Below are 24,092 nucleotides of genomic sequence, written 5' to 3'. Positions count from 1 at the left end.
TCGGTCAGCGGTAGCGGAGCAGGAGGTCGTGGAAGCGGTCGGCGCCGAAGCGCACGGCGTCGACGGGCACCCGTTCGTCGGCGGCGTGCATCGCGTCCTGGTAGCGGCTGCCCGCCGGGAGCAGCATCGGCACCCAGCCGTAACAGGCGATGCCGAGGCCCGCGAAGAGCCGGGCGTCGGTGGAGGCCGGGGTGATCATGGGGAGCGGCAGGCCCTCGGGGTCGGCGTCCCGCATGACGGCGGCGATCTCCTCGAAGAAGCCGCCGAAGACCGGGGGCGGCATCGGGTCGCCCTCCAGGAGCAGTTCGAGGTCGCCGTCGGGGCCGATCAGCTCGCGCAGCTCGGTGCGGAAGTCCTCGACGGTCCAGCCGCCGGGCAGGATGCGGCCGTCGAAGTCCACCGAGAACTCGCTCGGCAGCATGTTGATCTTCTCCGGCGTGCGGACGATGGTCGCGTTGACCGTGTTGCGCAGGACGGAGTCCAGGTAGACGGCGTCGGCCTCGGGCAGCAGGTCGTACGGGATCGTCGCCTTGCCCTCCGGGTCGCGCAGCTCGCGCAGCCGGCCGGCGAGCGGTTCCTCGGCGGCCGAGGCGAGCTCGGCGAGCATCCGGTCGAGGGCGGGCGTCACGTGCGTGGGCAGCCGGCCCTCCTCCAGGCGGCGCAGCAGCGCGGCGAGCTTGCTCATCGAGGTGCCCGACCAGCCCTGCCGGGAGGCGTGGCCGCCGCGTCCGCGCACGGTGAGGCGCATCCAGCAGGCGCGCTTCTCGGCCACGACGATCGGGTGCACCCGCCGGGACAGGCAGCTCAGGACGGCTCCGCCGTCCTCCCCGATGCCGTAGGCGACGCCGTCGAACAGTTCGCGGTGCTCGCGGGTCAGGTAGCCGGCCCCCACCCTGCTGCCCGCTTCCTCGTCGGGTGAGACCGCGAGGACGACGTCACCTGCCGGGGCGGCGCCCTCGGCGCGCAGCCGTTCCAGGGAGGAGATCATCATCGCGAGGCTGCCCAGCATGTCGATGGCGCCCCGGCCCCAGACGTGGCCGTCGATGATGTTCCCCTCGAAAGGGGGGTGCGTCCACTGCTGGCCGTCGGTGGGCACGACGTCGGCGTGTGCGTGCAGCAGCAGGGGCGGCGCGAGGCCCGCGCCGGGTATACGGGCGACAAGGTTGGGGCGTTCGGGGTCGGAGCCGAGCAGCTGTACGTCTGCGCCGGCGGCCCGCATGATGTCCGCGACGTACCGGACGCACGGGCCCTCGTTCCCGGGGGGATTGACGCCGCGGAATCTGATCATCTGCTGGAGCAGCGGGATCGGATCGGTCGTGTCGGTCACGGGGTTTCTCTCCTTGTCATGCGCGAGGGGCCGCCGCGGCGGGTCATGCGCGAGGGTCCGCGGTCGGCTCGGGGCCGAGGATCCGGGTGCCGCCACGCCCGGCCAGGGCGGCGGACACGGTCCCGGCGTACCGCCCGTCGGCGATGCGGACGTCGGCGACACCGGCTTCCACCGCCTCGCGGGCGGCGACGAGCTTGACGGTCATGCCGCCGCCGACGGCCGGGTCGCGGCCCTCGCGGACGCGGTACTCGGCCTGCACGGAATTGGGGTCGGTGCCGTCGGCGAGCACGCCCGGCGCGCCGGTGAGCAGGACGAGACGGGTGGCGCCCAGGGCGCCGGCGACGGCGGCCGCGACCCGGTCGGCGTTGACGTTGACGGGTTCGCCGTCCTCGGCGAGGGCGGGCGGGGACAGCACCGGCACGATCCCCTCGGCCAGCAGCGTCTTCAGAAGCGGTGTCTCCACCGAGGTGAGGCGGCCGCTGCGGTCGTCGCGTACGACGACGGTCCTGCCGTCGACCACCGTGCGGAGCGCGGCCTTGCGGCGGGCCCGCAGGAGGCCCGCGTCCAGGCCGGTCAGCCCGACCGCGGGCACGTCGAGCCGGGCCAGTTCGAGCAGCAGCGCCGGCTTGGCCTGCCCCGCGAGGGCCAAGGTGACCACTTCGAGGGTGGCCCGGTCGGTCCGTCGGCTGACGGTGCCGTCCGGTGCCACCAGCTCGCCGAGCGGGACGCCGAGTCGGCCGGCCAGCTCGGTGACCATCGCGGAACCGCCGTGCACCAGGAGGACGGAGCCTCCGGCACGTACCATCCCGGCGATTCCGGCGCACACCGCGGCAGGCTGGACCTCGGCGTTCCCGCCGCACTTGACCACGGTCAGCCCTGTGCCCACGGCCGGCCTCCTTCTCTCGGTTTCGTCGTGTTGTCGGGACGGATCAGACGGGGTGCAGGCCCGGGAATTCGAGCCCAAGCCGCTCCGGCCATCCCATGCGGATGTTCATGCACTGGACGGCGTTGCCCGCGCCGCCCTTGACGAGGTTGTCGAGGGCTCCCACCGCCACCACCGTCGACCTGTCGGGGTCGGTGGCGAACCCGACGTCGCAGTAGTTGGTGCCGGAGAGGATCTTCGGCTCCGGGAGCCGGTAGAGGCCCCGGCGCTGGGCGATGACCCGGACGAAGGGCTCGTCCTGGTACTGGAGGCGGTACAGCTTGCGTACGTCCTTGTCGCCCAAGGGCTCCCGTACCGGTACCCGGCAGACCACCTGGGCACCGCGGACCGCTTCCACGCCGGTCGCGCCCATGCGTGCGTCGACGCCGGTCGCCTGCGTGATCTCGGCCTCGTGCCGGTGGCCGGTCGGCGCGAAGAGCCGCATGGCCCCGCTCCGTTCGGCGTGCAGGTTCATCTGCTCGGCGCGCACGCCCGATCCGCTGGAGCCGATGCGTCCGTCCACCGTGACGGGGCCGGCGACAACCCCTGCCCGGGCGAGCGGGAGCAGGGCCAGGATCGAGGCGGTGGCCATGCAGCCCGGCATGCTGATGGCATCCGCCGTGGCGAGCTCGGCCCGGTGCGTCTCGGGCAGGCCCGTGACGAAGGAGGCGAGCAGGTCGGTCGCCGTGTGCGGCGTCCCGTAGTGGCGGGCGTAGAGCTCCGCGTCCCGCAGGCGGAAGTCGGCTCCGAGGTCGATCAGGACCTTGGCCTTGCTCCGCAGTTCGGGGATGAGTTCCAGGCCGACGGTCTGCCCGACGGCGACGAACATCACGTCGTACTCCCCGAGTGATTCGGGGGCGATGAAGGTGAGGTCGGTACGGCCCCGGAGGTTCGGGTGGACACGGTCCACCCGACTGCCGGCGAGGCGGGTGGACACCGCGGCGGCCACCCGCACCTCGCGGTGGTCGAGCAGCAGCCTCAGCAGTTCACCCCCGATGTAGCCCGAGGCCCCGACCACCGCGACGTCGATCATGCCTACTCCCCCCAGTCCTCTTCGGCCTCGGGCGCCAGCGCGAGGAGCACCGGCGCAACGCCGACGACCTCGAGCTCGGCGGCGCAGTCCGGGCACTCGACGATCTCGCCGGAGCGGACCTCGGCGGACACCTGCACCCCGCCCTCACACTCCGGACAGGGCTCTACGATCGCCCCTACTTGGGACATGGAATCTCCTCCGCTGACGCGTCGGTCACTTGGTCATCTACGCATCGCAGCATGCGTGTTGCGGCACCCGCGTACGTAGTCAGGAGGTTCCCGGACTAGTCAGTCCGTCGGCACGAGCCAATACTCTGGGACTCCGTCCGCACTCCCTAGGAGCAACATGACAAGCAGGTTCACCGAACTGAGCATCGACTGCCACGACCCGGAACGGCTCGCCGCCTTCTGGTGCGAGGTCTTCGGTTTCACGGTTCTCGACCGCGGCGAGGACAGCATCGAGATCGGCTCCTGGGAGCCGAACGTCGAGGACCTGCGGGCCCGTCAGATGCCGGTCACCCTGGTCTTCGTCCGGGTGCCCGAGGGCAAGACCGTGAAGAACCGTCTCCACCTCGACGTCAGCCCGATCGACACGAGCACCAAGGACGAGGTGGAGCGGCTGATCGCCCTGGGCGCCGGCAGGGTCGACGTGGGCCAGGGCCCGGACCGCGGCTGGGAGGTCCTGGCCGACCCCGAGGGCAACGAGTTCTGCGTCCTGCGCTCGCTCGCCCCCGGCGAGTTCGAGGGCTGAGACCCCCGCACCGGGCCCTTCCCGGTTGAGGGCTGAGACCCCCGCACCGGGCCCTTGCCCGGGCGCCGTCGGCTCAGACGCAGTCCGTGAGGAGATCGAGGGCCCGGTCCTGGTCCGCCATGAGCGCGGTGGCCCTCTTCTCCAGCGCCTCCGTGGCGGCCGCGGTGTCCTCGCGGGCGTTGGCGACGATGATGCGCACCGCGCTCCAGTGGTGGGCGACGCGCTCCACCCGCCGGGCCGCTTCCCGCAGTTCCGGCCGGCCGAAGGCCTGGCCGGCCGCAGCGAGCCAGTCCGCGTGCACTCCGGTCTCCGCGAGGACCGTGCCGGCCACGACGAAGGTCTCGTCGACCACCTCGGGGTCGTCGCCCGCGCGCATCCGCGCCGCCGCGACGTCCAGGAACCGGGCCATGCCCTTCCGTCCCCCGAACAGGTCCGCGCCGTCGTCCGTGAGGCCGCCGGCCGCGAGGGCACGGTCGTTCTCCAGGGCGGAGACGTTCGCGGCGATCACGGAGCGCACGTGGTCCGGGTCCCAGGCCGGGAGCTCTTCGCCCACCGTGATCTCCAGCCAGCGCTCGCCGATCGGGTTACGGGTGAAGAACAGGTCGCGGTCGTGGTCCTCCGGATTGGCGGAGCTGCGCGCGGCGGCGAACTCGGCCAGCGTGATGGCTCCTTGGAAGCGCGGCGGCACCGGATCGGCGAGCAGGACCTCGTCCCGCTCGTCGTCGAACCCGTAGACGGTCAGCAGGTGGTTGGTGTGCACGTCCCGGTAGGCCGGGCGGAACGGCAGATGGAAGTTGTCGACGGCCGCGGCAACCGCGCGCCCGTCCGCGACCACCTCGCGGACCTCCGTCCAGGCCGACTCGGCGTCCGCCGGGCGGTGCCAGCGTGAACTCACCGGGTGGTGCGGGGCCATGGCCCCGAGTAGCGATTCCGCGCCGAAGGGGACGTAGTACTCCTCGCGCCGCAGGTCACCTGACCGGTAGCCGAACCCCCAGGCCGCGCCGAGGACGTGGAGCGGATCCACGCCGTGCGCGCCGAGCAGGACGCCCATCGTCGCGTGCAGGCAGTGTCCGAGGTCGTGCCGCCACGGCCGTACTCCCTCAAGTTCGACTCTCATGCCGCCTCTTCCACCAGGGTCAGGGCGAAGAGGTGCATCGCCGGGTTGTCGGGCAGGACGAGCGCGCTCAGTCCCTCGGGAACCGCCACCGGCACGCGCTGGTGCCAGATCGACGGGCTCATCGTGTGCTGCTCGTGCCTCGGGTAGAGCAGCTTGGCCGTGCGGAAGGCGAGGCTCTCGCCGAACCGCGCCGGCGTCTGCGGCCAGAAGTCCGAGATCCGCAGCCACTGCCTGCGGACGGTGCCGTCGGCGTACTCCAGGAGCACTTCGTCCTCGGTGCGCCGCTCGGCGGCCCCCAGCACGTGGATCCAGTCGGCGCGCAGGCCGGTCAGCGGTATCCGCTGGCCCCGGCACCGCAGGTGGTCCGGTCGTACGCCGTCGGCCTCGGGAAACCGGAACGGCACCCCGTCGACCTCGACGCGTTCGCCGCAGGGCAGTTCGTCGGCGGGAAACGCATTGCCCCAGATGTTGAACGCGCCGGCGCCCGATCGCCCGCTCGGTTCCGCGCCGACGCTGTCGGCGAGACCGTCGAGCGGGATCGTGTGCGCCGCCGCCACCCCCGACCAGTGGAGAGCGGTACTGACGTGATGGATCATACGGAACTCCTCGGCTCCGGAGACGTGACAGGGAAAGTGGGAGAAGCGGTGACGGTGCCGGTGACCGTGGAGGCACACCGGCGGGGAGGGTGCGACGCGTACGACGGGCAGCAGACCGTCGCGCGGCGGACCGCCGCGGTGGCGCGGGCGGCGTTCGCCGCGGGCGATCCGTACCCCGGCCTGCCCGTCGCCGACGGCGTCACCGAGACGGCGGGCGACGTACGGGCGGACCTGGCGCGGGGCGCACGCCTGTGGACGGCCTTCGACGCGGACGGCGAGCCGCTGGGCTGCGTACGCGCGCTGCCCGCCGGGGACGGGGCGTGGGCGGTACGCCGCCTCGCGGTCGCGCCCCGGGGCCGGGGCCGGTCCGTCGGCCGGCTGCTGATTCGGGCCCTCGAAGCGGACGCCCGTGCCGAGGGCCTGGGCCGGGTGGTGCTCGACGCGGTGGTCGAGCGGGGCAATCCGGCCTTCTACGCGCGGCTCGGCTACCGGACGACGGCCCACTTCCCCGCTCCGGACAAGCCGCTGTCCGAGGTCCACATGGCCAGGGATCTCGCCGCCCCGGACGAGGACCTGCCTCATCCGTGGGGCGGCGAGCCCGTCCCGCTGTGGGAGGGCGCCGTCCGGGCCTGGTTCTCCGGTCCCGAAGGAACCGCCGCGCTGCCCGCCGCGCTCGGCTCCGACCCGGCGGCGGAACTGGTGGTACTGGCCGGGCGGGCGGCCCGGCTCGTGGGCGGCCCCGCGCGGTTCCGCGGGGCCGACGGGTTCGCCCGCCGGCCTCACGGTGTCCTGGTGGACGCCAGGCCCGCCGAGCAGGTGCCGGCCTTCCTCCTGCCCCGTGCGGTGGACCCCGACGCGCTCGCCTTGTGGCGGACGCGCGGCTGAGTCCATCAGACCGTCACCCCGGCCAGCGACCGTGCCTCGGCCGCTATGTTCTCCGGGGTGACGCCCGCGTGTTCCAGCAGGTCGAGCTCGCCGCCGACCCGGTCGGTGAAACGGTCCGGCACGCCGATCCGGCGCACCGGGACACCTCCCCGGGCCGCGACGACCTCACAGACCGCGCTGCCGAGGCCGCCGACGACCAGGTGGTCCTCGACCGTGACGATGCCCCCGGTCTCCGCCGCCGCGCGCAGGACCGCCTCCTCGTCCAGCGGCTTGATCGTGTGCATGTTGAGCACGCGGGCGCGGATGCCCTCGGCGGCCAGCGCCTCGGCGGCGCGCAGCGCCATCCCCACCGGGTGCGGGCCGGTCGCGATCAGCGTCACGTCGTCGCCGTCCGCGAGGGTCACTGCCCGGCCGATCCGGTACTCGTACGGCTCCCGGTAGACCAGCGGTGTGGCGCTGCGGCCGAGCCGGATGAAGACCGGGCCCGGGTGGTCGACGGAGGCGAGCAGCGCCTGCTCGGCCTCCACCGTGTCGGCGGGCACGAGCACCGTCAGGTTCGGCATCAGCCGCAGGATCCCGAGGTCGTCGGCCGCGTGATGGGTGGGTCCGTAGTGCCCGGCGGACAGGCCGCCGTGCGTGGCGACGATGCGGACCGGCAGGTTGTTGCCCGCCACGTCCACCTTGACCTGCTCGCAGGCGCGGGCCGCGGCGAAGCCGCTCAGGGTGTGCGCGAACGGCATGAGGCCCGACGCGGCCATGCCGGCGGCCATGCCGATCAGGTTGGCCTCGGCGATGCCCACGTTGACGTACTGCTCGGGCAGGTCGGCGAAGAGGGTCTCCAGGCCGCCGACGTCGGAGTCCACGCACATGATCCGCGGGTCCCTGCGGGCGAGTTCGACGAGCGTGCGACGGCAGATGTCCCGGGTCGGCCCGTCGTACCGTTCCTCCCACGAGGGCTCGTTCGCCGGGGTCTCCTGCGGCGCGGTCACGGTCTCGGTCACAGCTGTCGCTCCCTGCGGTTACGGAGTCCTGCCAACGCGCGCGCGTGGAGTTTCGGCGTCAGCTGGACGTAGTGGCTCTTCTTGCGGTCCTCCAGCATCGGCACGCCCCGGCCCTTCACCGTGCGGGCGAGCACCACCGTCGGCCGCCCGTCCGTGTCCGGCAGCGACTCGAAGACCTTGAGCAGGGCGGACATGTCGTGTCCGTCCACCTCGTGCACGGCCCAGCCGAAGGCGCGCCAGCGGTCGGCGAGCGGTTCCAGCGACAGGCACTCCTCGGTGGTGCCGCTGATCTGCCAGCCGTTGCGGTCCACGATCGCGACGAGGTTGTCGAGCCGGTGGTGGGCCGCGGCCATCACCGCCTCCCAGACCGAGCCCTCCTGGAGCTCGCCGTCGCCGATCAGCGCGAACGCCCGGGAAGGCCGGCCGAGTCTGCGGCCGGCGAGAGCGGCGCCCGCGGCCAGCGAGAGGCCGTGGCCGAGCGAGCCGGTGGGGAACTCCACCCCTTCCAGGCGGCGCAGCGGGTGCCCGGCGAGGCGGCTGCCCGTCCTGCCGTACTCGGCGGTCTCCTCGGGCGCGATGAACCCGGACTCCGCGAGGACCGCGTACAGGGCGGAGCTCGCGTGCCCCTTGCTGAGGACGAACCGGTCGCGGTCCGTCCAGTCGGGCTCGTCCGGCCGTACCCGCAGCACCGCGCCGTAGAGCACGGTCAGCACGTCGGTCGCGGAGAGGCTGCCGCCGAGGTGCGTGCCGACGGCGCTGGCGCCCATCTCCAGGATGCGTTCGCGCACCCGGTGCGCCCGGTCTTCGAGCTCCTTGAGGTCCACGTCGCTCATCGCGCGGCCTCCGCGGTGGCCGGGCTCATCGCGCGGGCGAGCGTCGCCACCCGGTCGAGGTTGCCCCAGACCTTCTCGAAGGCCGCCGCGCAGTCCTGGAGGACCGGTCCCGAGGCGGGGTTGAGGTGCCAGCGCTGGAGGGTGAGGGAGTCCTCGATGACCGCGAGGGTGTTCGGGAACTCCCCCTCCTTGTCGTACGCGCCGGGGTGCAGCTTCCACGGGTAGCCGCCGAAGCCCTCACGGGTCAGCAGCGCCTTCTGCCGAGGCAGCGGGACCCGCTGGTACTGCTGGAGGGGTACGCCCTCGGCCCGCATGACCCGCTCGATCGCGGCGCGGAGACCGCCCGGCGTGACGCCCTCGATGCCCATCGCCTCGGCGTCGAAGCGGAAGCGGAGGATGTGCCAGGCGTGCGTGCGGTCCTCGGGACAGTGCGGGACCCGCAGGCCGGGCAGCGCGGCGAGCCGGTCGAGCATCGCGCGGACGTTGCGGTCGCGCGCCTCGTGATAGTCCTCCAGGCGGTCGAGCTGGCAGCGGGCGAAAGCGGCCTGGACCGCGCTGAGTTTGGCGTTGCCCGCCAGCTCGTGGGAGACGTAGTCGCGCTTGACCCGGCCTTCGAGCACCTCGCCGAACTGGCGCAGGCGCAGCAGCCGGGAGTGCAGGGCGTCGTTGTTCGTCGTGATCAGACCGCCCTCCCCGCAGGTCGGCAGGTTCTTGACCACGTTGAGGCTGAAGGCGGCGATGTCGCCGAGCGCGCCGGTGCGCACTCCCCGGTAGCGGGCGGCGTGCGACTGGGCGGCGTCCTCGACGAGCAGCAGACCGTGGCGGTCGGCGAGTTCGCGGAGCTCCGCCATGTCGCAGGGCAGGCCGTGCAGGTGGACGGCGAGGATCGCGGCCGTACGGGGGGTGATGGCCGCGGCGGCGGCGCGCGGGTCCATGGTGAAGGTCACCGGGTCGATGTCCACGAAGACCGGGACGACGAGCCGGTTCACCGGGGCCACGGCGCTCGCGATGAACGAGAAGGCCGGGACCAGGATCTCCGCGCCCGGCTCGATGCCGGCCGCGGTGAGGGCCAGTTCGAGGGCGGTGGTGCCGTTGGACACCGCCGCGCAGTGGGTGGTGCCCACCAGTGCGGCCCATTCGCGTTCGAGCAGCTGCACCTGCCCGGCGCCCGGGTTGTTGGAGGTGAACTGCCCGCTGTCCAGGACCCCGACGACGGCCTCGCGTTCGGCGTCGGTGATCACCGGCCAGCCCACGAGCTCCTTGGAGGCCCGCTCCGGCGGAACGGCTCGGGACCCGCCGAACATCGCCAGCTTTTCCCCGGTCATGCGGCAGTCTCCTCGAAATGTGCCCACACGCCAGGGTGTTCGGGCAGGCGGATCGCGGTCGGTTCCTCGGGGCGGGTGAGCGGCACACGGGCCGTGCTCGTGCCCGGCGTACGGTGGATCCGCTCGGGGTCCACCGCATCGCGGTAGTGCACCAGGACCTCGGCGCCCTCGACGGCTGCGGCCTGGTCGGGGTCGCCGAACTCCAGTCGCAGCCAGTTCCGGTGGCCTGGCGGCAGGGGTACGAGAGTGCCCCTGCACTCGACGGCTCCCTCACGCATCGGAGCCCCCGACCCGGCTCAGGACGTGGTCGACGTAGCGGCCGACGAGGTCCGTGCCGAGCACCTCGACGGCGCCGTGGAACTCGGGCGTGTGGTTGACCTCGTTGACGTAGTACGCCCCCGCGCGGTCCTCCAGGACGTCGATGCCGAGGACGCCGTCGCCGATCGCCTCGGCGGTGGCCTCGAGCAGCTTGCGCAGCTCGTCGTCGGGCGTGCACACCGAGGGGACGCCGCCGCGCTTGGTGTTGGTGCGCCACTCGTCGGAGCTCTTGTAGATCGCCCCGACGATCTCGCCACCCATCACGTAGGCCTTAATCTCGCGGCCGGGTTTGTCGATGTATTCCTGGACGTAGGTGATCTGGCTGCCCGGTCCCGGCAGCGCCTCGCGGTGTTCGAGGACGGCCTCGGCGGCGTCGTGGCCGTCGACCCGGGCCATGAGGCGTCCCCAGGAGCCGATGACGGGCTTGATCACGGCGGGGTAGCCGAAGTCCGCCATGACGGGCAGCGCCCCCTGGGGCGTGACGGTGGTCATCCAGCGGGGTACGGGCAGCCCGGCCTCCTCCAGTGCGAGCGTGGTGAGCAGCTTGTCGCCGCAGACCGACAGGATCGCGGAGGAGTTCACCACCCGCAGGCCCGCGTGCTCCAGGAGCCGGGTGGCGTAGACGTTGCGCGTGTGCCCGATCTCGCGGGTGAGCGCTCCGCGGAAGCGGAAGTCGTGGCCGGTCCCGAAGACGGTCGTCCGGGTGTCGAGGATCTCGTACGGCACGCGGCGCCGTTCGAGCTCGGCGAGGATCAGCTTCTCTTCCAGTCGGATCCGCGAGGCCAGCACGGCCAGGGGGAGGTCGGGGACGCTCACAGTCGCCTCTCTTCGGGGTGGGACCCGGGCACGTCGGCCGGGCGGGTCAGGGTCTGCGCGAGGGCGGGGAGGGCCTCGGCCAGCACGTCGACGCCGAGCAGGTACTCCTCCAGGGAGATGTGCTCCTCGTCGGTGTGGTCGAGCTTGGAGTCCCCGGGGCCGTAGGCGAGCGCGGGCACTCCCCAGTGGGGCGCGAGGATGTTCATGTCGGAGGTGCCGAGCTTCACCTTGATCGACACGTCACCGGTGCGGCGGCGGACGGCGTCGGCGAAGGTCCGCACCAGGGGTCCGCCGCGCCCGGTCCTGACGGCCGGCACGTGCTCGATCAGGGTGATCTCGCCGACCACCGCGTGCTCGCCCGCCGCGCGCTCGCGCACCGCGTCGAGGAACCGGTCGGCGTCGAAGCCGCGGGGGATGCGGCAGGAGATGTCGGCGTGGGCCCGGGTCAGGCCGCCCTCCAGGGCGACCAGGGCCGGGGAGGCGCGGTCGAACAGCGGGCCGTCCGCCGCGTCGGCGGGCAGCAGTCCGCGGACGGCCTGCCACAGGTCGGAGGCGAGTTCGGCCGCCCGGGGGCCGGGGCTGCTGGTGTGCGCGGGCGGGCAGCTCACGTCGTAGCGGAACCGGAGCACGCCCCGGTAGCCGACCACGACGGCGCCGGCTCCGCTGGGCTCGCCGATCAGCAGCGCGTCCGGGGCGTCGAGGGTGGCGGCGAGGTGGTGGGCGCCGCGCGAGGTGGCCTCCTCCTCCACGGCGCCGACGACGACGAACCGCCCGGCTCCGGACGCGGCGGCCCGGGCCCCGGCGTGCGCCATGGCCGCGAGCGGGCCCTTGGCGTCGACGGTGCCCCGGCCGAACAGCAGGCCGTCCGACTCCCGGACGGGGAGGATCCCCGGCACGGTGTCCAGGTGACCGACCATCATGATCACGGGCCCCGTCGGGTCGCCGATCTCGCCGATCACGTTGCCGACGGCGTCGGTGCGGACGTCATAGCCGAGCCCCTTCATCCGCTCGGCGAGGAAGGCTCCGGCCTCGGCCTCCTCTCCCGACAGGGAGGGGATCTCCACGAGCCCGCGCAGGGTCCGCGTCGCCTCGACGCGGTCGAGGTCAGCGCGCATTGATGTCGACAAGGAGCATGTCCCGTACGCCCGTGCCGCCGTCGGCTATCGTCGGCGTCACCTCGTGGGTGATCCGCGCGTCGGAGACGACCAGTGAGTCCAGCCGGTCGGTGAGCGTCATCCGGGCCTGGGGCTCGCCGTCGCGGTAGACGACGGACTCGCCGCCGGCGCAGTTCACCCGGCCCATCAGGTGCATGCCGATGAAGTCGTGGCCGTCGCGGTGCCTGCCCTCGGGCGTCGGGTTGCCCGGCTCGTCGGGTGTGGCGATCACCCGCATCTGGTGCAGGCCCACCTCGAAGCGGGTCACCTCGGGGGCGACGGCGGCGACGACGGCGAGATCGACGGTGATCAGCGCGGTGAGGACCGGGCCGGTCAGCACCTCGGGCTTGATCGGGCTGAACAGCCGCGCCTTCCCCTCGTAGAGCGGGATGTGCTCGGCGGTCTGCTGGAAGGCCAGGTGGGGCAGCGGCTCGAAGGTCCACTCCCCCGCAGGGCCGCACGTGGCCATCAGGCGCCCGTACCGCCGCTCGCGGTGCACGCCGTCGGTGACCATCTCGTCGCGCGGCAGGTCGGCCCAGGACGCGGCGAACGCCTCGAGGTCCGCCGGCGGGAACCAGCCGGCCAGCTCGCCGGCCGGCAGGGCGACGAAGTCGTCGGCCGCCAGGGCGTCTCCCCACGTTCGGATGGTCTCCGCCTGACGGGTCGGGGCCAGTGGTGCAACCGACATCCTTGCCACTTCCTCTGTTTCCTGTGTCCGGTGGTGGGGGTCCGAGAGTCTCGGTGCGGGCCTCACAGCAGTCGGCCCATGTCGTGCAGCGCTTCGCCGGAGCGGTCGCCGAGTCCGGCCGCGAGCTCCTCGACGGTGTGATCGCCGAGCATGGAGTTGAGCGACACGAGAAGTCCCTCCTCCTGGGCGCGCTGGAAGACCCGTACCGCGCGCAGGGAGTTGCCGCCGACCTCGTAGAAGTTGTCCCTGACGCCGACGTCGGTGCGCTGGAGCACCTCGGCCCAGATCCCGGCGAGCAGCCGCTCGGCGGGGGTACGGGGCGGGACGGAGGCAGCCCGCCCCTCCGTGCCGGGCCCGAGGGTGAGGAGCGCCGCGCGGTCGAGTTTGCCGTTGCGGGTCACCGGCAGCGCCGGAAGGACCACGAACGCGCTCGGCACCCAGGCCGCGGGGAGGACCCCGAGGAGGAAGCCGCGCAACTCGTCGGAGGCCGGTAGGCGTTCGGGGCAGCCGAGGTAGGCGACGGCGTGGCTGTCGGCGCCGGCGCCCTGGACGAGGACCGTGGCCTGGCCGACGTCGGGGTGCCGTCCGATGACCGCCTCGATCTCGCCCAACTCCACGCGCTGGCCTCGAAGTTTGACCTGGTGGTCGTAGCGGCCGAGGAACTCGAGGGCGCCGTCGGGCCGGCGGCGTACCCGGTCGCCGGTGCGGTAGAGACGGGAGCCGTCGGCGGCGAAGGGGTCGGGCACGAACCGGTCGGCGGTGAGCGCGGGCGCCCCGAGGTAGCCGCGGCCCACCGCGACCCCGCCGATGTACAGCTCGCCGGGGGCGCCCGGCAGCACCGGCTCGCCGCGGCGGTCGAGGACGTGCAGCCGTACACCGGGGAGCTGGCGGCCGATGGGCACCCGGCTCCGGTCGGCGTCCCGCTCCTCCACCTCGTGGTGGCTGACCTCGACGGCGGCCTCGGCCGGCCCGTAGAGGTTGACGAGCGCGGTGCCCGGCAGGACCTCGCGGAAGCGCCGGACGGTCGCGGCAGTCAGCGCCTCGCCGCCGCACTGCACGAGCCGCAGCACCCCGGCGCACCGGGCGGCCGCGGGCTCGGCGAGGAACGCCTGGAGCATCGACGGCACGAAGTCGCAGGCCGTCACCGACTCCTCGACGACGAGCTCGGCGAGGTAGCGGGGGTCGTGGTGGCCGTCGGGCTTCGCGAGGACGACCCTGGCCCCGGCGCTCAGCGCGCCCAGCCACTCCCAGACGGCGACGTCGAAGGTCCAGGGGGCCTTGTGCAGGACGGTTTCGTACTGCGCGTGGCCGAAGCGCTCCCGCGCCCAGCGCAGCTCGTTCGCCAGGCCCCGGTGGGTGTTCATGGCGCCCTTCGGCGTACCCGTGGAGCCGGAGGTGTACATCACGTACGCGAGGGAGTCCGGGTGCTGGTCCTCCCAGGCGTACGGGGGACCCTCCCGTACGGAACCCGGCACGAGCTCCGGCGCGGACTCCGGCGCCGTGCCGGACCGAGCGTCCGGCGCCGTGCCGAGCCCGGCGTCCGGCGCCGTGTCGGCGCGCAGGACCTCGGTCCCGGCGGTGGTCTCGCCCTCGAAAAGCGCGAAGGTGCTCTCGTCGGTCAGGACGACGGGCGGCGCGGCGTCCGCGACGAGCGCGGCGAGCCTCGCCCGCGGGTGGGCGGGGTCGAGCGGCAGATACGCCGCGCCCGCCTTGAGGACGCCGAGGGCCGCGACGAGCTGGGCGGTCGAGCGGCGCATGCAGAGGGCCACGATCCGGTCCGGCCCCACCCCGTGCGCGCGCAGCAGCCGGGCCCAGCGGTCCGACCGCTCGTCCAGCTCGCGGTAGGTGAGCTCGTTCCCGGCCTCGCTGATCGCGACCCGGTCGCCGTACTCCCGGGCCACGTCGGCGATCCACTGGTGCACCAGGCCCTCGCCGGCGGGCGGCGTGGCCTCCTCGGCCGTGTCGGTCCGTGCGCCGAGGGCCAGACGTCCCACCGGCTTCATCGGGTCGGCGAGCGCGTCGGTGAGGAGCGCGAGCCACGCGTCGGCGAGCAGCCGCACGTCCTCGGCGTCCCACTGCGCGTCGTGCGCGAGCCTGCCGGTCAGTCCGCCGTCCGCGGCCTCGGCCAGGTTGAGGCTCAGGCTGAACTGTGTCTGGAGGTCCTCGTGTTCGATCGCCTGGGCAGTGAGGCCCGGCACGTCCCACCGCGGGGACGGCGTGTTCTGGAGCGCGATGGCCGCCGCCACGAGCGGGGTGCGCCCCGAGACCCGGTCGGCACCCGAGAGCTCCACGATCCGCTCGAAGGGCAGGTCCTGGTGCTCGAAGGCGCCCAGGCAGGTTTCGCGGACCGCGCCGAGCAGCGACCGGAAGGAGGCCGCGGGATCCACGGACGTGCGCAGGGGCAGGGTGTTGACGAAGAACCCCATGAGGTTCTCCAGCTCGGGCCGCCCCCGGCCGGCCACCGGCGTGCCGACGACGATGTCGTCCCGCTCGGTCCACCGCGCGAGGACGGCCTTGTAGGCGGCGAGCAGAACCATGAACGGGGTCGCGGACTGCTGCCGCGCCAGCTTGCCGACCGCCTCCACGACCGCGGCGGGCACCGTCAGGCGCGCGTCGGCCGGGGCGCCCGCCGCTCCGGTCGCGGGGACCGGGGGTTCGAGCGCCACGGCTCCTTCCATGTGCTCACGCCAGTACGTGGTGAACTCCGGCCCGGCGGTCTCGACGGCCTCGCGCTGCCAGGCGGCGAAGTCTCCGTACTGGATGGCAAGTTCGGGCAGGTCGGCCGCGGGCCCGCCGGTCTCGGCGCGGTAGAAGGCGGCCAGTTCCGCGTGGAACAGGCCGATCGACCAGCCGTCGGACACGATGTGGTGCATCGCGACGCCGAACAGCCAGGCCTCCTCGTCGAACCGGACCAGCGCGGTGCGCAGCAGCGGCCCGGTCGCGAGGTCGAAGGGCGTGTCGAGGTACGACTCCAGGGTCCGGCGGGCGGCGGCCTGCGTCGGCTCCGGCGGGTCGAGCCGGGGGGTCGGGACCTCCGCGTGCGGGTGGACGAGCTGAACCAGCTGCCCGTCGAGCCCGAACTCGAAGGTCGTACGCAGGATTTCGTGCCGTTCGACCAGGCACGCGACGGCGCGCTCCAGGGCGTCGGCGTCGAGCGGGCCGTCGAGCCTGATGGCGCCGCCGACGTGGTACGCGCTCCCGGCGCCGAGCCGGTCGAGCAGCCAGAGCCGGTCCTGACCGAAGGAGGTGGGCAGCTCGAACGTCTCGTCGTCGGACAAATCCTCTTCGTACAAGGTCTGTTCACTCATGAGCGAGCTCCCTTCTCGGTCGGGGACGCGGGGCCGTTCTCGCGGCGCCTGCGCGCGGTACGGGCGATGGGGGCGAGGCGCGGGGTCTCCCGGGTGGGAGCCTTCATGACCCACTCGGCGACGGCGGCGATCGTCGGGCCGCGCATCAGCACGCCGAGCGGCAGTTCGCACCCGAACTTCTCCTGGATGCGGCCGACGAGCTGGACCGCGAGGAGGGAGTGCCCGCCCAGGGAGAAGAAGTCGTCGTGGACGCCGATCCGGTCGAGGCCGAGCACCGCGTGCCACATCCGGGCGACGATCCGCTCGGTCTCGTCGCGCGGAGCCACGTAACCGGTCGTGAGGGCCGGCCGGAGCGCGTACGGCAGCGGCAGCGCCGCCCGGTCGAGCTTGCCGTTGGGCCCGATCGGCCACCGGTCCACCATCATGAGCGAGGCCGGGACCATGTAGTCGGGCAGCGCCTGACGCAGGTGCTCGCGCAGCCCGGCGGCCGCCAGACGCTCCCGGGTCGCGCGCCGCGGATCACCGGCGAGGACGCCGTCGGCGGGCGGGAGCTGGGCGGGGTGACCGCCCGCCGGGCGGCCGTCCGCGCGGAACTCGACGTCGAGCACGCCGGGTTCGGCTCCCAACCGGGGCAGCAGGACGTGTCCGCCGGGGACGGGAAGGCGGGCGGGTTCGCCCGTCGGTCCCGGGTCCGCCCCGGCGACGGCCGCGCGCAGTTCACCGACGGTGCCGGTGGCGCCCTCGCGGACCAGCCGCGCCATGGCCAGGTCCTCGCTCAGCCGGGCGTCGGGCAGGCCGAGGAGACCGTACGACCCCTCGTGCCCGGCCTGCCTCTCGTGGCCCTCGTGCCCGGCGTTCGCGGCGTTCGCGGCCGGATCGTGCCGCCACGGGTGCCAGGCGTCCGGCACGTCAGCGACGGGCTCGCAGCCGGGCGCCGCGATGACCACGTCGTAACGGAAGCGGGTGAGCTCGTTGCGGTGCGGGGAGGACTTCGCGAGGAGGCAGACCCGCTCGGACGGGGCCAGTTCCTCGAACAGGGCCGGGTGGACGAGCAGTTCCTCCTCGCCGGAGGTCCGCTGGTCGACGAGCCCGCGCAGCACGGCGACCGGGGTGTGGTCGGGCAGCCGGCGCGCCTGGACGGAGACGTGGAACGCCTCCAGGAGGCGGATGTCGCGGACGTCGCCCACGAAGAGGTGGCCGCCGGGCGCGAGGAGGGCGAGCGCGCCGCGCAGGACGCGCAGCAGGTAGTCGACGTCCGGGAAGTACTGGACGACCGAGTTGAGGACGATCGTGTCGAACTCCCCCTCGGTGAAACCGGTGAAGTCGTCGGCGTCCCGCCGCGACAGCTCCACGTTCGGGTCGGCTTCCACGAGCGCGGCGAGCCGGGTGAGGGCCTCGGGCGAGATGTCCGTACCGACGTACCGCGCGCAGTGCGGAGCGATCCTGAGCAGGAACTGCCCGGTGCCACAGCCGATTTCGAGGACCCGGGAGGGCTTCAGGGCGGTGATGCGCTCCACCGTCTCCTCGACCCAGGCCCGCATCTCGTCCGCCGGGATGGACTCCCCCGTGGCGGAGTCGTTCCAGCCCGCGAGGTCGATCTCGTCCGCCGAGGGCGTGGAGCCCTGGTAGGTGTCGTCGAAGACCGCGCGCCAGCGGTCCACGTGGTCGCCGGTCTCCTCCGGCGCCGCGACCTCGCCATCGGGCCTGAGCCCGGCGTAGGCCGCGAGCTGGAGGTCGCCCTCCGCGTCGCGGAACGGCAGGACCACGGCCCGCTCGACGGCCGGGTGCGCGCCGAGCACCGCCTCGATCTCGCCGGGCTCGATCCGCTGGCCGCGGATCTTGAGCTGGTGGTCGATGCGCCCGAGGTAGTCGAGCGCGCCGTCGGAGCCCCAGCGAGCGCGGTCGCCGGTCCGGTACAGCCGCCCGCCCGGGGTGAACGGGTCGGGAACGAACCGCTCGGCGGTCAGCCCGGGCCGGCCGCGGTAGCCGCGGGCGACCGGGAGGCCGCCGATGAACAGCTCGCCCGACGCGCCCGGCGGCACGGGCTCGCCGCGCTCGTCGAGGACGTAGAGGCGGGCGCCGGAGATCGGCCGGCCGATGGGCAGCCGTGCCTCGTGCTCCGGCTCCAGGTCCGCCGGGACCGGCCAGGAGGTCACGTCGATGGCGGCCTCGGTCGGCCCGTACAGGTTGTGGAGCCCGGTGTCGGGCAGCACCTTCGTGAACCGGCGGGCGAGCGCGGGCGGCAGCTCCTCGCCGCTGCAGACGACCCGTCGCAGGACGCCGGCGCACTCGGCGGCGGGGCCGTCGAGGAAGGCGCGCAGCATCGAGGGCACGAAGTGGCAGGTCGTCACGGAGTGTTCGCGGATCAGCCGGCCGAGGACGACGGGGTCGCGGCGGCCTTCGTCGCCCGCGACCACGATCCGCGCGCCGACGGCCAGCGGCCAGAGCCACTCCCAGCCGGAGACGTCGAAGCCGAGCGGGGTCTTGTGCAGGACCGCCTCTTCCGGCTCCAGGCCGTACTCCTCCTGCATCCACAGGATCCGGTTGACGACCGCCGCGTGCTCGTTGACGACGCCCTTCGGCCGGCCCGTGGAGCCGGAGGTGAAGAGGACGTACGCGCTCGTGCCCGGCGAGACGGCCACGGAGGGCCGGGTACGGGTACGGGCGCCAGGCCCGTCGGCATCGGCCTCCACAGGGACGTCGGCATCGGTGAGGACGAGCCGGGCGCCCGCGTCCTCGGCCAGCTCCGCCAGCCGCTGCGCCGGGTGCGCCGGGTCGAGCGGCAGATAGGCCGCGCCCGCCTTGAGCACCGCGAGCATCGCGACCACGGCGCCGGCCGAGCGCGCGAGCCGCACGCCGACGACGTCCTCGGCGCGCACGCCCCGGGCGATCAGGTCGTGCGCCAGCTCGTTCGCCCGCTCGTCCAGCTCGCCGTACGTGAGGGTCCGCGCGCCGTCGACGAGGGCGACGGCCCCCGGCGTACGGTCCGCCGACCGCTCGAAGAGCTCGTGCAGGAGACCGGTTCCGGCCGGAGCCGTCCCGGCCCCGCTCCACTCCTCGACGACGGTCCGCCGGTCGGCCCCGGAGAGGATCCGCAGGTCGCCCGCGGCGGTGTCGGGCCGCTCGACGCCGTCGGAGAGCAGCGCGATCAGGCCCTCGGCGAGCCGGGTCGCCGTGGCCCTGTCGAACAGGTCCTGGGAGTACTCCAGCCAGCCGCCGAGACCGCCGTCCTCGGTGGGGGTCAGTTCGAGCTGGATCTCGAACTTGGCGGTGCCGGTCTCCAGCGGCAGCACCTCGATCTCCAGATCGGGCAGCTTCAGCTTGGGGCGCGGGCTGTTGTGGAGGACGAGCATGTGCCGTACGAGCGGCACCCGCGCGCCCGGTTCGCGGTCCGGCTGGAGCCGCTCGACGATCTGCTCGAAGGGAACGTCCTGGCCGGCGTACCCGTCCAGGCACACGGTCCGCGCGCGGCCGACGAGGGTGCGCAACGACGGGCGTCCCGAGAGGTCGAGCCTGAGCGGGAGGGTGTTCACGAAGAACCCGATGAGCGGCTCGATCTCGCTGCGGTTGCGGCCGGCGACCGCGCAGCCGAGGACGACGTCCTCGCGGCCGCCGCTCCACCGGCCGAGCAGGGCGGTGAGGCCCGCGACGAGCACCATGTACGGCGTCGCGCGTTCCTGGTCGGCCAGCCGCTTGACCCGGGTCATCAGCTCGCCGGACAGCGTGAGCGGCACCGTACCGCCCACGAAGGTCCCCGAGTCCCTGCGCGGCCGGTCCGTCGGCAGGTCGAGCGCGGAGGAGCCGCGGAGCCGCTCGGTCCACTCGGTCAGCGCCTTCTCGTGACCGGGCTCCCGCATGCGCTCCGCGAGCCAGAGCGCGTAGTCGGAGTACTGCACGGCGGGGTCGGCGAGCGGCGAGGGTTCTCCCCGCAGGAACGCCGGGTACAGCGTGCCCAGTTCGCGGAGGAGGACACCGAGCGACCAGCCGTCGGCGGCGATGTGGTGCATCGACAGCTGGAGCAGGTGCCTGTCCGGCGCGACGCGCAGCAGTTCGGCCCGGAGCATGAGGTCGCGGGACAGGTCGAAGGGGCGCTGCGACTCGGCGTCGCGCCGCTCCTCGACCGCGCGGTCCCGGTCGGCTTCCGGCAGACCGGAGAGGTCGACGAGCTCCAGCGGGACGTGGGCCGGGGCCTCCACCCGTGTGAAGGGCTCGTTGCCCTCGTCGTGGAACGTGGTGCGGAGCGTCTCGTGCCGCCGTACGACCTCGTCCAGGCAGCGGGACAGCACCGCGTGGTCGAGGGTGCCGCGCAGTTCGGCGACGCCGGTGATGGTGTAGAGCGCCGAGCCGGGCTGGAGCCGGTCGAAGAACCAGATGCGGCGCTGAGCGGAGGACGGTTCGGCGTGCGCGCGGTCCGCCGCGCGCGGCAGGATCTCCGGGCGCGGCGCGGCGGCCGCGGCCTGCTCGGCGAGCAGGCGTTCCAGCAGCCTGCTCTGGTCGGGGGTCATGGCTCCGAGGCGGATCCCGGCAGCGTCGGACGGGCTCATTCGCCAAGCCTCCTGGTCACCTGGTCCGCGTCCATGCGGCTCACTTGGAGGACGAGGTCCGCCGTGCGGTCCGCGTCCGTTCCCGCCTCGGCCGCGGCCGAGCGGAGCTGTCCCGCCAGCGCGCTCACCGTCCCTGCGACGAGGAAGCTCCGGATCGGGAAGTCGACCCGGAAGAGGTCGCGGATGCGGGACACGACCTGCGTGACGAGCAGCGAGTGCCCGCCGAGGTCGAAGAAGTCGTCGGTCGCGCCCACCCGGTCGAGTTCGAGGACCTCGGCCCAGATCGCGGCGAGCACCTGTTCCAGGGGCTCGGCGGGCTCGACGTAGTCGGCGGACAGCTCGGCCCTGTTCACGGCCGGGTCGGGCAGGGCCGTCCGGTCGAGCTTGCCGCTCGGCTGGAGCGGGAACTTCTCCATGAGGACGAACGCCGCGGGAACCATGTGCCCGGGAAGCCGGTCGAGCAGGTAACGGCGCAGCTCGCCGATGCTCGGCGGCAGCGGACCACTGGTGGTGAGGTAGGCGACGAGCCGCTGGTCGGCGGCCTCGCCGCGCAGGAGTACGGCGCTGCGCTCGACGTCCGGGTGGGAGGTGAGCGCGGCCTCGATCTCACCGGGTTCGATGCGCAGGCCGCGCAGCTTCACCTGGTGGTCGAGCCGGCCCAGGAACTCCAGGTCGCCCGAGGCGCGCCAGCGTGCGGCGTCACCGGTCCGGTAGAGCCGCCCCGAGGGGTCGGCGCCGAACGGGTCGGGGGTGAAGCGCTGCGCCGACAGGCCGGGGCGCCGCCAGTATCCGCGCCGTACGCCCGCGCCGCCGAGGAAGAGCTCCCCGCGCACGCCGACCGGGACGGGTTCGCCGTGCGCGTCGAGGACGTACGCGCGCTGGTTCGGCAGCGGGCGGCCCCACGGAATGGTGCCCGGGACGGGCTCGGGCCGGCGTACGAGGTGGTACGTCGAGCAGAAGGACACCTCGGTCATGCCGGCGAGGTTGTAGAGCCGCAGCTCCGGCAGCAGGGCGCCGAGCCGCTCTGCGAGGGCCGGAGGCAGCCGGTCGCCGCCGAGGACGGCGAGGCGCAGCACGGCTCCGTCGAGACCGGGCCCGTCGTGGACGTGGTTGACGAGCATTTCGAGCAGGGCCGGGGCCGAGCTCCAGGCGGTGACCCGGGCGTCGATGAGCAGTCGGCGCAGCTGGACGGGGTCGGTGACCTCCAGGTCGTCCGGCGGGACGACGACGCAGGCGCCCGTGAGAAGGCTGCCGAGGATCTCGTACACCGACATGTCGTAGTTGAGGCTGGAGATCGCCAGCATGCGGTCGTCCGGGCCGAGACCGAGGGTGCGGTTCAGTCCGGCGAGGGTGTTCACCACGCCGCCGTGCTCGTTGGCCGAGCCCTTGGGCAGGCCGGTGGAGCCCGAGGTGTAGATGACGTACGCGAGGGAGCGGGCGTGCACGGGGACGGCGAGGGGTTCGACCGGCTCGTCGCCGATGTCGTCCACGAGGACGAGGACGGGCGCGGAGCCCGCACCGGCGGAGCCGTCCAGGCGGCCGGTGGCGGCCACCGTCCGGTCGGTGACGACGAGCGAGACGCCCGAATCGCGGAGCATCAACTCGACGCGGCTCTGCGGGTAGTGGGGGTCGAGGGGCATGTAGCCGCCGCCCGCCTTGAAGATGCCGAGCAACGCGACGACCATGTCGGCCGATCGGGGAAGGCTGACGCCGACGAGCTGCTCCGGCCCCGCGCCATGGGCGCGCAGCCGGTGGGCGAGCCGGTCGGCGCGCTCGTTCAGCTCGCGGTAGCTGAGGACCGTACCGGCGCACTCGACCGCCGGGGCGTCCGGCCGGAGCCGCGCCTGCTCCTCGATCAGGGTGTGCAGGAGGCCGACCCTGTCGGCAGCGCTCGCGGCGCCGTCCCCGGACAGCTCGCCGACCAGGTGGTCCCGCTCCTTCGCCGACAGCAGCGGCAGCTGGTCGACCTGCTGGTCGGGGCCCGTCGTCGCGGCCTCGACCACCCGGACGAACGCGTCGGCGATCCGGCCCGCCGTGGAGGCCTCGAAGAGGTCGGTGCTGAACTCGACCCTGGCGTCCAGCCGTCCGTCCGGCTGCGGGACCAGGTCGAAGACGAGGTCGAACTTGCTCGCGTCCTGGTTGGTCGCCAGGTCGACGGACTCCACGTCGAGTCCGGGCAGGGAGGGCGCCCCGCCCGGCACATCACGCAGGGCGAGCATGACCTGCACCAGCGGCACGGGGCCGAGCGAGCGGTCCGGCCGCAGGGCCTGGACGAGCTTGCCGAAGGGGACGTCCTGGTGGGCGTAGGCCTCGGTGCAGGTCTCCTTGACCTCCGCGAGCAGCTCCGCGAACGACGCCGTCTCCGGTACGTCCACGCGCAGCGGCAGCGTGTTGACGAAGAATCCCGCCAGTGGCTCCAGTTCGGGGTGGGCCCGGCCGGCCAGCGGCGAGCCGATCACGACGTCCCGCTGACCGCTCCACCGGGAGAGGACGACGGCGAACGCCGACACCAGGACCATGTACGGGGTGGTCCTGCGTTCCTCGGCGAAGGCGGTCACCCGCCGCCACAGGTCCGCGGGGAAGTCGAAGGACCGCGAAGCGCCGTGCCAGCCGCGCGCCGCCGCGGGCGCGAGGTCCGCGGGCAGTTCGAGGACGGGGGCACCGTCGAGGCGGTCGCGCCAGTAGGCGATCTGGGCGTCCATCGGGCCGGCGTCGAGCCACTCCCGCTGCCAGACCGCGTAGTCCGCGTACTGCGTGCCCAGCTCGGGCAGCGGCGAGGGCATACCACGCCGGAAGGCGTCGTAGAGCGCGCCGAGTTCACCGAGGAGGACGCCGAGGGACCAGCCGTCGGCGGCGATGTGGTGGAGCCCGAGCACCAGGACGTGGCGGTCTTCGGCGAGCCTCAGCAGCCGCGCGCGGACCATGAGGTCGGACGCGATGTCGAAGGGCGTGGTGGTCTCGGCCCGGAACACGGCCTCGACCTCGGCCTCGGCGTCGGCGTCGTCCTCACCGGACACGTCGAGGACGGGCAGCGGCACCGGCCGGGGCTGCCCGATGCGCTGCTCGGGGCGGCCGCCGTCGTCGGGGAAGGTCGTGCGGAGCACCTCGTGCCGGCGCACGATCTCGTTCAGGGCGGCGCCGAGCGCGGTCAGGTCCAGCGCGCCGCGCAGGCGCAGCGCGCCCGGCATCACGTAGGCGGTCGAACCCGGGTCGGCCTGCTCCAGGAACCAGAGCCGCTCCTGAGCGTACGAGAGCGGGAAACGCGGTTCGGCGCCCTCGCGCGGCAACGGCCGCGGCCGGTGCTCCCGGGCCTTCCTCCGGGCGAGTTCCAGGGCGAGCAGCGCCTTGCGCTCCTCCGAGAGCCCGGCGAGCGGGGAGCTGTCGCCCCGTGCGTCGGTCTCCCGTGCCGCGCCGCCGTTCACATCGCCTGCACGCACTTCTTCACGCACTTCTTCACGCACTTCTTCACGCCCTT

Annotated in this window: 18 protein-coding genes; 2 read left to right on the top strand and 16 right to left on the bottom strand. The window is 73.5% G+C overall.

Features of this window, described 5'->3' with window-relative positions:
• Positions 1-4 precede the first annotated feature (4 nt).
• From ABZY57_RS10630 to ABZY57_RS10615, 4 genes are read right to left on the bottom strand one after another with little or no spacing between them, the layout of a single operon-like run.
• Positions 5-1,327, bottom strand: coding sequence for a M20/M25/M40 family metallo-hydrolase (locus tag ABZY57_RS10630; protein WP_356510293.1), 1,323 nt, complete (start codon positions 1,325-1,327; stop codon positions 5-7).
• A gap of 43 nt (positions 1,328-1,370) precedes the next feature.
• Positions 1,371-2,213: an acetylglutamate kinase gene (argB, locus tag ABZY57_RS10625; protein WP_356510291.1), complete on the bottom strand. Its 843-nt coding sequence runs from the start codon at positions 2,211-2,213 to the stop codon at positions 1,371-1,373.
• A 43-nt stretch (positions 2,214-2,256) separates the two neighbouring features.
• Entirely contained in the window at positions 2,257-3,282 is a 1,026-nt protein-coding gene (gene argC / locus ABZY57_RS10620) for an N-acetyl-gamma-glutamyl-phosphate reductase (RefSeq protein WP_356510289.1), read from the bottom strand.
• Positions 3,283-3,284: 2 nt separating this feature from the next.
• On the bottom strand, positions 3,285-3,470 hold the full coding sequence (locus ABZY57_RS10615) for a lysine biosynthesis protein LysW (protein WP_356510287.1): 186 nt from the start codon (positions 3,468-3,470) through the stop codon (positions 3,285-3,287).
• Between the two features lie 157 nt (positions 3,471-3,627).
• On the opposite strand from ABZY57_RS10615, the gene ABZY57_RS10610 reads away from it, so the two are divergent.
• Entirely contained in the window at positions 3,628-4,032 is a 405-nt protein-coding gene (locus tag ABZY57_RS10610; RefSeq protein WP_356510285.1) for a VOC family protein, read from the top strand.
• 73 nt (positions 4,033-4,105) lie between these two features.
• On the opposite strand, the gene ABZY57_RS10605 is transcribed toward ABZY57_RS10610, so the two are convergent.
• Positions 4,106-5,149, bottom strand: coding sequence for a BtrH N-terminal domain-containing protein (locus tag ABZY57_RS10605; RefSeq protein ID WP_356510283.1), 1,044 nt, complete (start codon positions 5,147-5,149; stop codon positions 4,106-4,108).
• Positions 5,146-5,745 carry a hypothetical protein gene (locus ABZY57_RS10600; protein ID WP_356510281.1) on the bottom strand — a complete coding sequence of 200 codons (600 nt, stop codon included), beginning with the start codon at positions 5,743-5,745 and terminating at the stop codon, positions 5,146-5,148. Before ABZY57_RS10600 ends, ABZY57_RS10605 begins: the two co-directional genes overlap by 4 nt.
• Positions 5,746-5,793: 48 nt before the next feature.
• On the opposite strand from ABZY57_RS10600, the gene ABZY57_RS10595 reads away from it, so the two are divergent.
• Entirely contained in the window at positions 5,794-6,630 is an 837-nt protein-coding gene (locus ABZY57_RS10595) for a GNAT family N-acetyltransferase (RefSeq protein ID WP_356510279.1), read from the top strand.
• A 5-nt stretch (positions 6,631-6,635) separates the two neighbouring features.
• On the opposite strand, the gene ABZY57_RS10590 is transcribed toward ABZY57_RS10595, so the two are convergent.
• From ABZY57_RS10590 to ABZY57_RS10545, 10 genes are all read right to left on the bottom strand, one after another.
• The gene (locus tag ABZY57_RS10590) at positions 6,636-7,631 is read right to left on the bottom strand and encodes a transketolase C-terminal domain-containing protein (protein ID WP_356510277.1); all 996 of its coding nucleotides are present in this window, start codon (positions 7,629-7,631) and stop codon (positions 6,636-6,638) included.
• Positions 7,628-8,464: a transketolase gene (locus tag ABZY57_RS10585; protein WP_356510275.1), complete on the bottom strand. Its 837-nt coding sequence runs from the start codon at positions 8,462-8,464 to the stop codon at positions 7,628-7,630. Before ABZY57_RS10585 ends, ABZY57_RS10590 begins: the two co-directional genes overlap by 4 nt.
• Complete coding sequence (locus tag ABZY57_RS10580; protein WP_356510273.1) at positions 8,461-9,789, bottom strand: DegT/DnrJ/EryC1/StrS family aminotransferase; 1,329 nt, start codon at positions 9,787-9,789, stop codon at positions 8,461-8,463. Before ABZY57_RS10580 ends, ABZY57_RS10585 begins: the two co-directional genes overlap by 4 nt.
• On the bottom strand, positions 9,786-10,067 hold the full coding sequence (locus ABZY57_RS10575; protein ID WP_356510271.1) for a hypothetical protein: 282 nt from the start codon (positions 10,065-10,067) through the stop codon (positions 9,786-9,788). The genes ABZY57_RS10580 and ABZY57_RS10575 overlap by 4 nt, the downstream gene beginning before the upstream one ends.
• Positions 10,060-10,923 (bottom strand): RimK family alpha-L-glutamate ligase, encoded by an 864-nt coding sequence (locus tag ABZY57_RS10570; protein ID WP_356510268.1) that lies wholly within the window; start codon positions 10,921-10,923, stop codon positions 10,060-10,062. Before ABZY57_RS10570 ends, ABZY57_RS10575 begins: the two co-directional genes overlap by 8 nt.
• The gene (locus tag ABZY57_RS10565) at positions 10,920-12,038 is read right to left on the bottom strand and encodes a M20/M25/M40 family metallo-hydrolase (RefSeq protein WP_356510266.1); all 1,119 of its coding nucleotides are present in this window, start codon (positions 12,036-12,038) and stop codon (positions 10,920-10,922) included. Before ABZY57_RS10565 ends, ABZY57_RS10570 begins: the two co-directional genes overlap by 4 nt.
• Entirely contained in the window at positions 12,028-12,765 is a 738-nt protein-coding gene (locus tag ABZY57_RS10560; protein ID WP_356510264.1) for a 2OG-Fe dioxygenase family protein, read from the bottom strand. Before ABZY57_RS10560 ends, ABZY57_RS10565 begins: the two co-directional genes overlap by 11 nt.
• Before the next feature lie 62 nt (positions 12,766-12,827).
• Positions 12,828-16,073, bottom strand: a complete 3,246-nt coding sequence (locus tag ABZY57_RS10555) for an amino acid adenylation domain-containing protein (protein ID WP_356510262.1) — start codon at positions 16,071-16,073, stop codon at positions 12,828-12,830.
• Positions 16,070-20,617 (bottom strand): amino acid adenylation domain-containing protein, encoded by a 4,548-nt coding sequence (locus ABZY57_RS10550; protein ID WP_356510260.1) that lies wholly within the window; start codon positions 20,615-20,617, stop codon positions 16,070-16,072. The genes ABZY57_RS10555 and ABZY57_RS10550 overlap by 4 nt, the downstream gene beginning before the upstream one ends.
• Positions 20,614-24,054: an amino acid adenylation domain-containing protein gene (locus tag ABZY57_RS10545; RefSeq protein ID WP_356510258.1), complete on the bottom strand. Its 3,441-nt coding sequence runs from the start codon at positions 24,052-24,054 to the stop codon at positions 20,614-20,616. Before ABZY57_RS10545 ends, ABZY57_RS10550 begins: the two co-directional genes overlap by 4 nt.
• Between the last annotated feature and the right edge of the window lie 38 nt (positions 24,055-24,092).

The organism is Streptomyces sp. NPDC006450 (assembly GCF_040612195.1).
Taxonomy (GTDB): Bacteria; Actinomycetota; Actinomycetes; order Streptomycetales; family Streptomycetaceae; genus Streptomyces.
This window is presented reverse-complemented; position numbering and strand designations above follow the sequence as displayed.

Coding starts and splice junctions, on each gene's coding strand:
- argC (WP_356510289.1), bottom strand. CDS start 3,282: ATGATCGACGTCGCGGTGGTCGGGGCCTCGGGCTACATCGGGGGTGAA.
- ABZY57_RS10615 (WP_356510287.1), bottom strand. CDS start 3,470: ATGTCCCAAGTAGGGGCGATCGTAGAGCCCTGTCCGGAGTGTGAGGGC.
- ABZY57_RS10610 (WP_356510285.1), top strand. CDS start 3,628: ATGACAAGCAGGTTCACCGAACTGAGCATCGACTGCCACGACCCGGAA.
- ABZY57_RS10605 (WP_356510283.1), bottom strand. CDS start 5,149: ATGAGAGTCGAACTTGAGGGAGTACGGCCGTGGCGGCACGACCTCGGA.
- ABZY57_RS10600 (WP_356510281.1), bottom strand. CDS start 5,745: ATGATCCATCACGTCAGTACCGCTCTCCACTGGTCGGGGGTGGCGGCG.
- ABZY57_RS10585 (WP_356510275.1), bottom strand. CDS start 8,464: ATGAGCGACGTGGACCTCAAGGAGCTCGAAGACCGGGCGCACCGGGTG.
- ABZY57_RS10580 (WP_356510273.1), bottom strand. CDS start 9,789: ATGACCGGGGAAAAGCTGGCGATGTTCGGCGGGTCCCGAGCCGTTCCG.
- ABZY57_RS10575 (WP_356510271.1), bottom strand. CDS start 10,067: ATGCGTGAGGGAGCCGTCGAGTGCAGGGGCACTCTCGTACCCCTGCCG.
- ABZY57_RS10565 (WP_356510266.1), bottom strand. CDS start 12,038: ATGCGCGCTGACCTCGACCGCGTCGAGGCGACGCGGACCCTGCGCGGG.
- ABZY57_RS10560 (WP_356510264.1), bottom strand. CDS start 12,765: ATGTCGGTTGCACCACTGGCCCCGACCCGTCAGGCGGAGACCATCCGA.
- ABZY57_RS10555 (WP_356510262.1), bottom strand. CDS start 16,073: ATGAGTGAACAGACCTTGTACGAAGAGGATTTGTCCGACGACGAGACG.
- ABZY57_RS10550 (WP_356510260.1), bottom strand. CDS start 20,617: ATGAGCCCGTCCGACGCTGCCGGGATCCGCCTCGGAGCCATGACCCCC.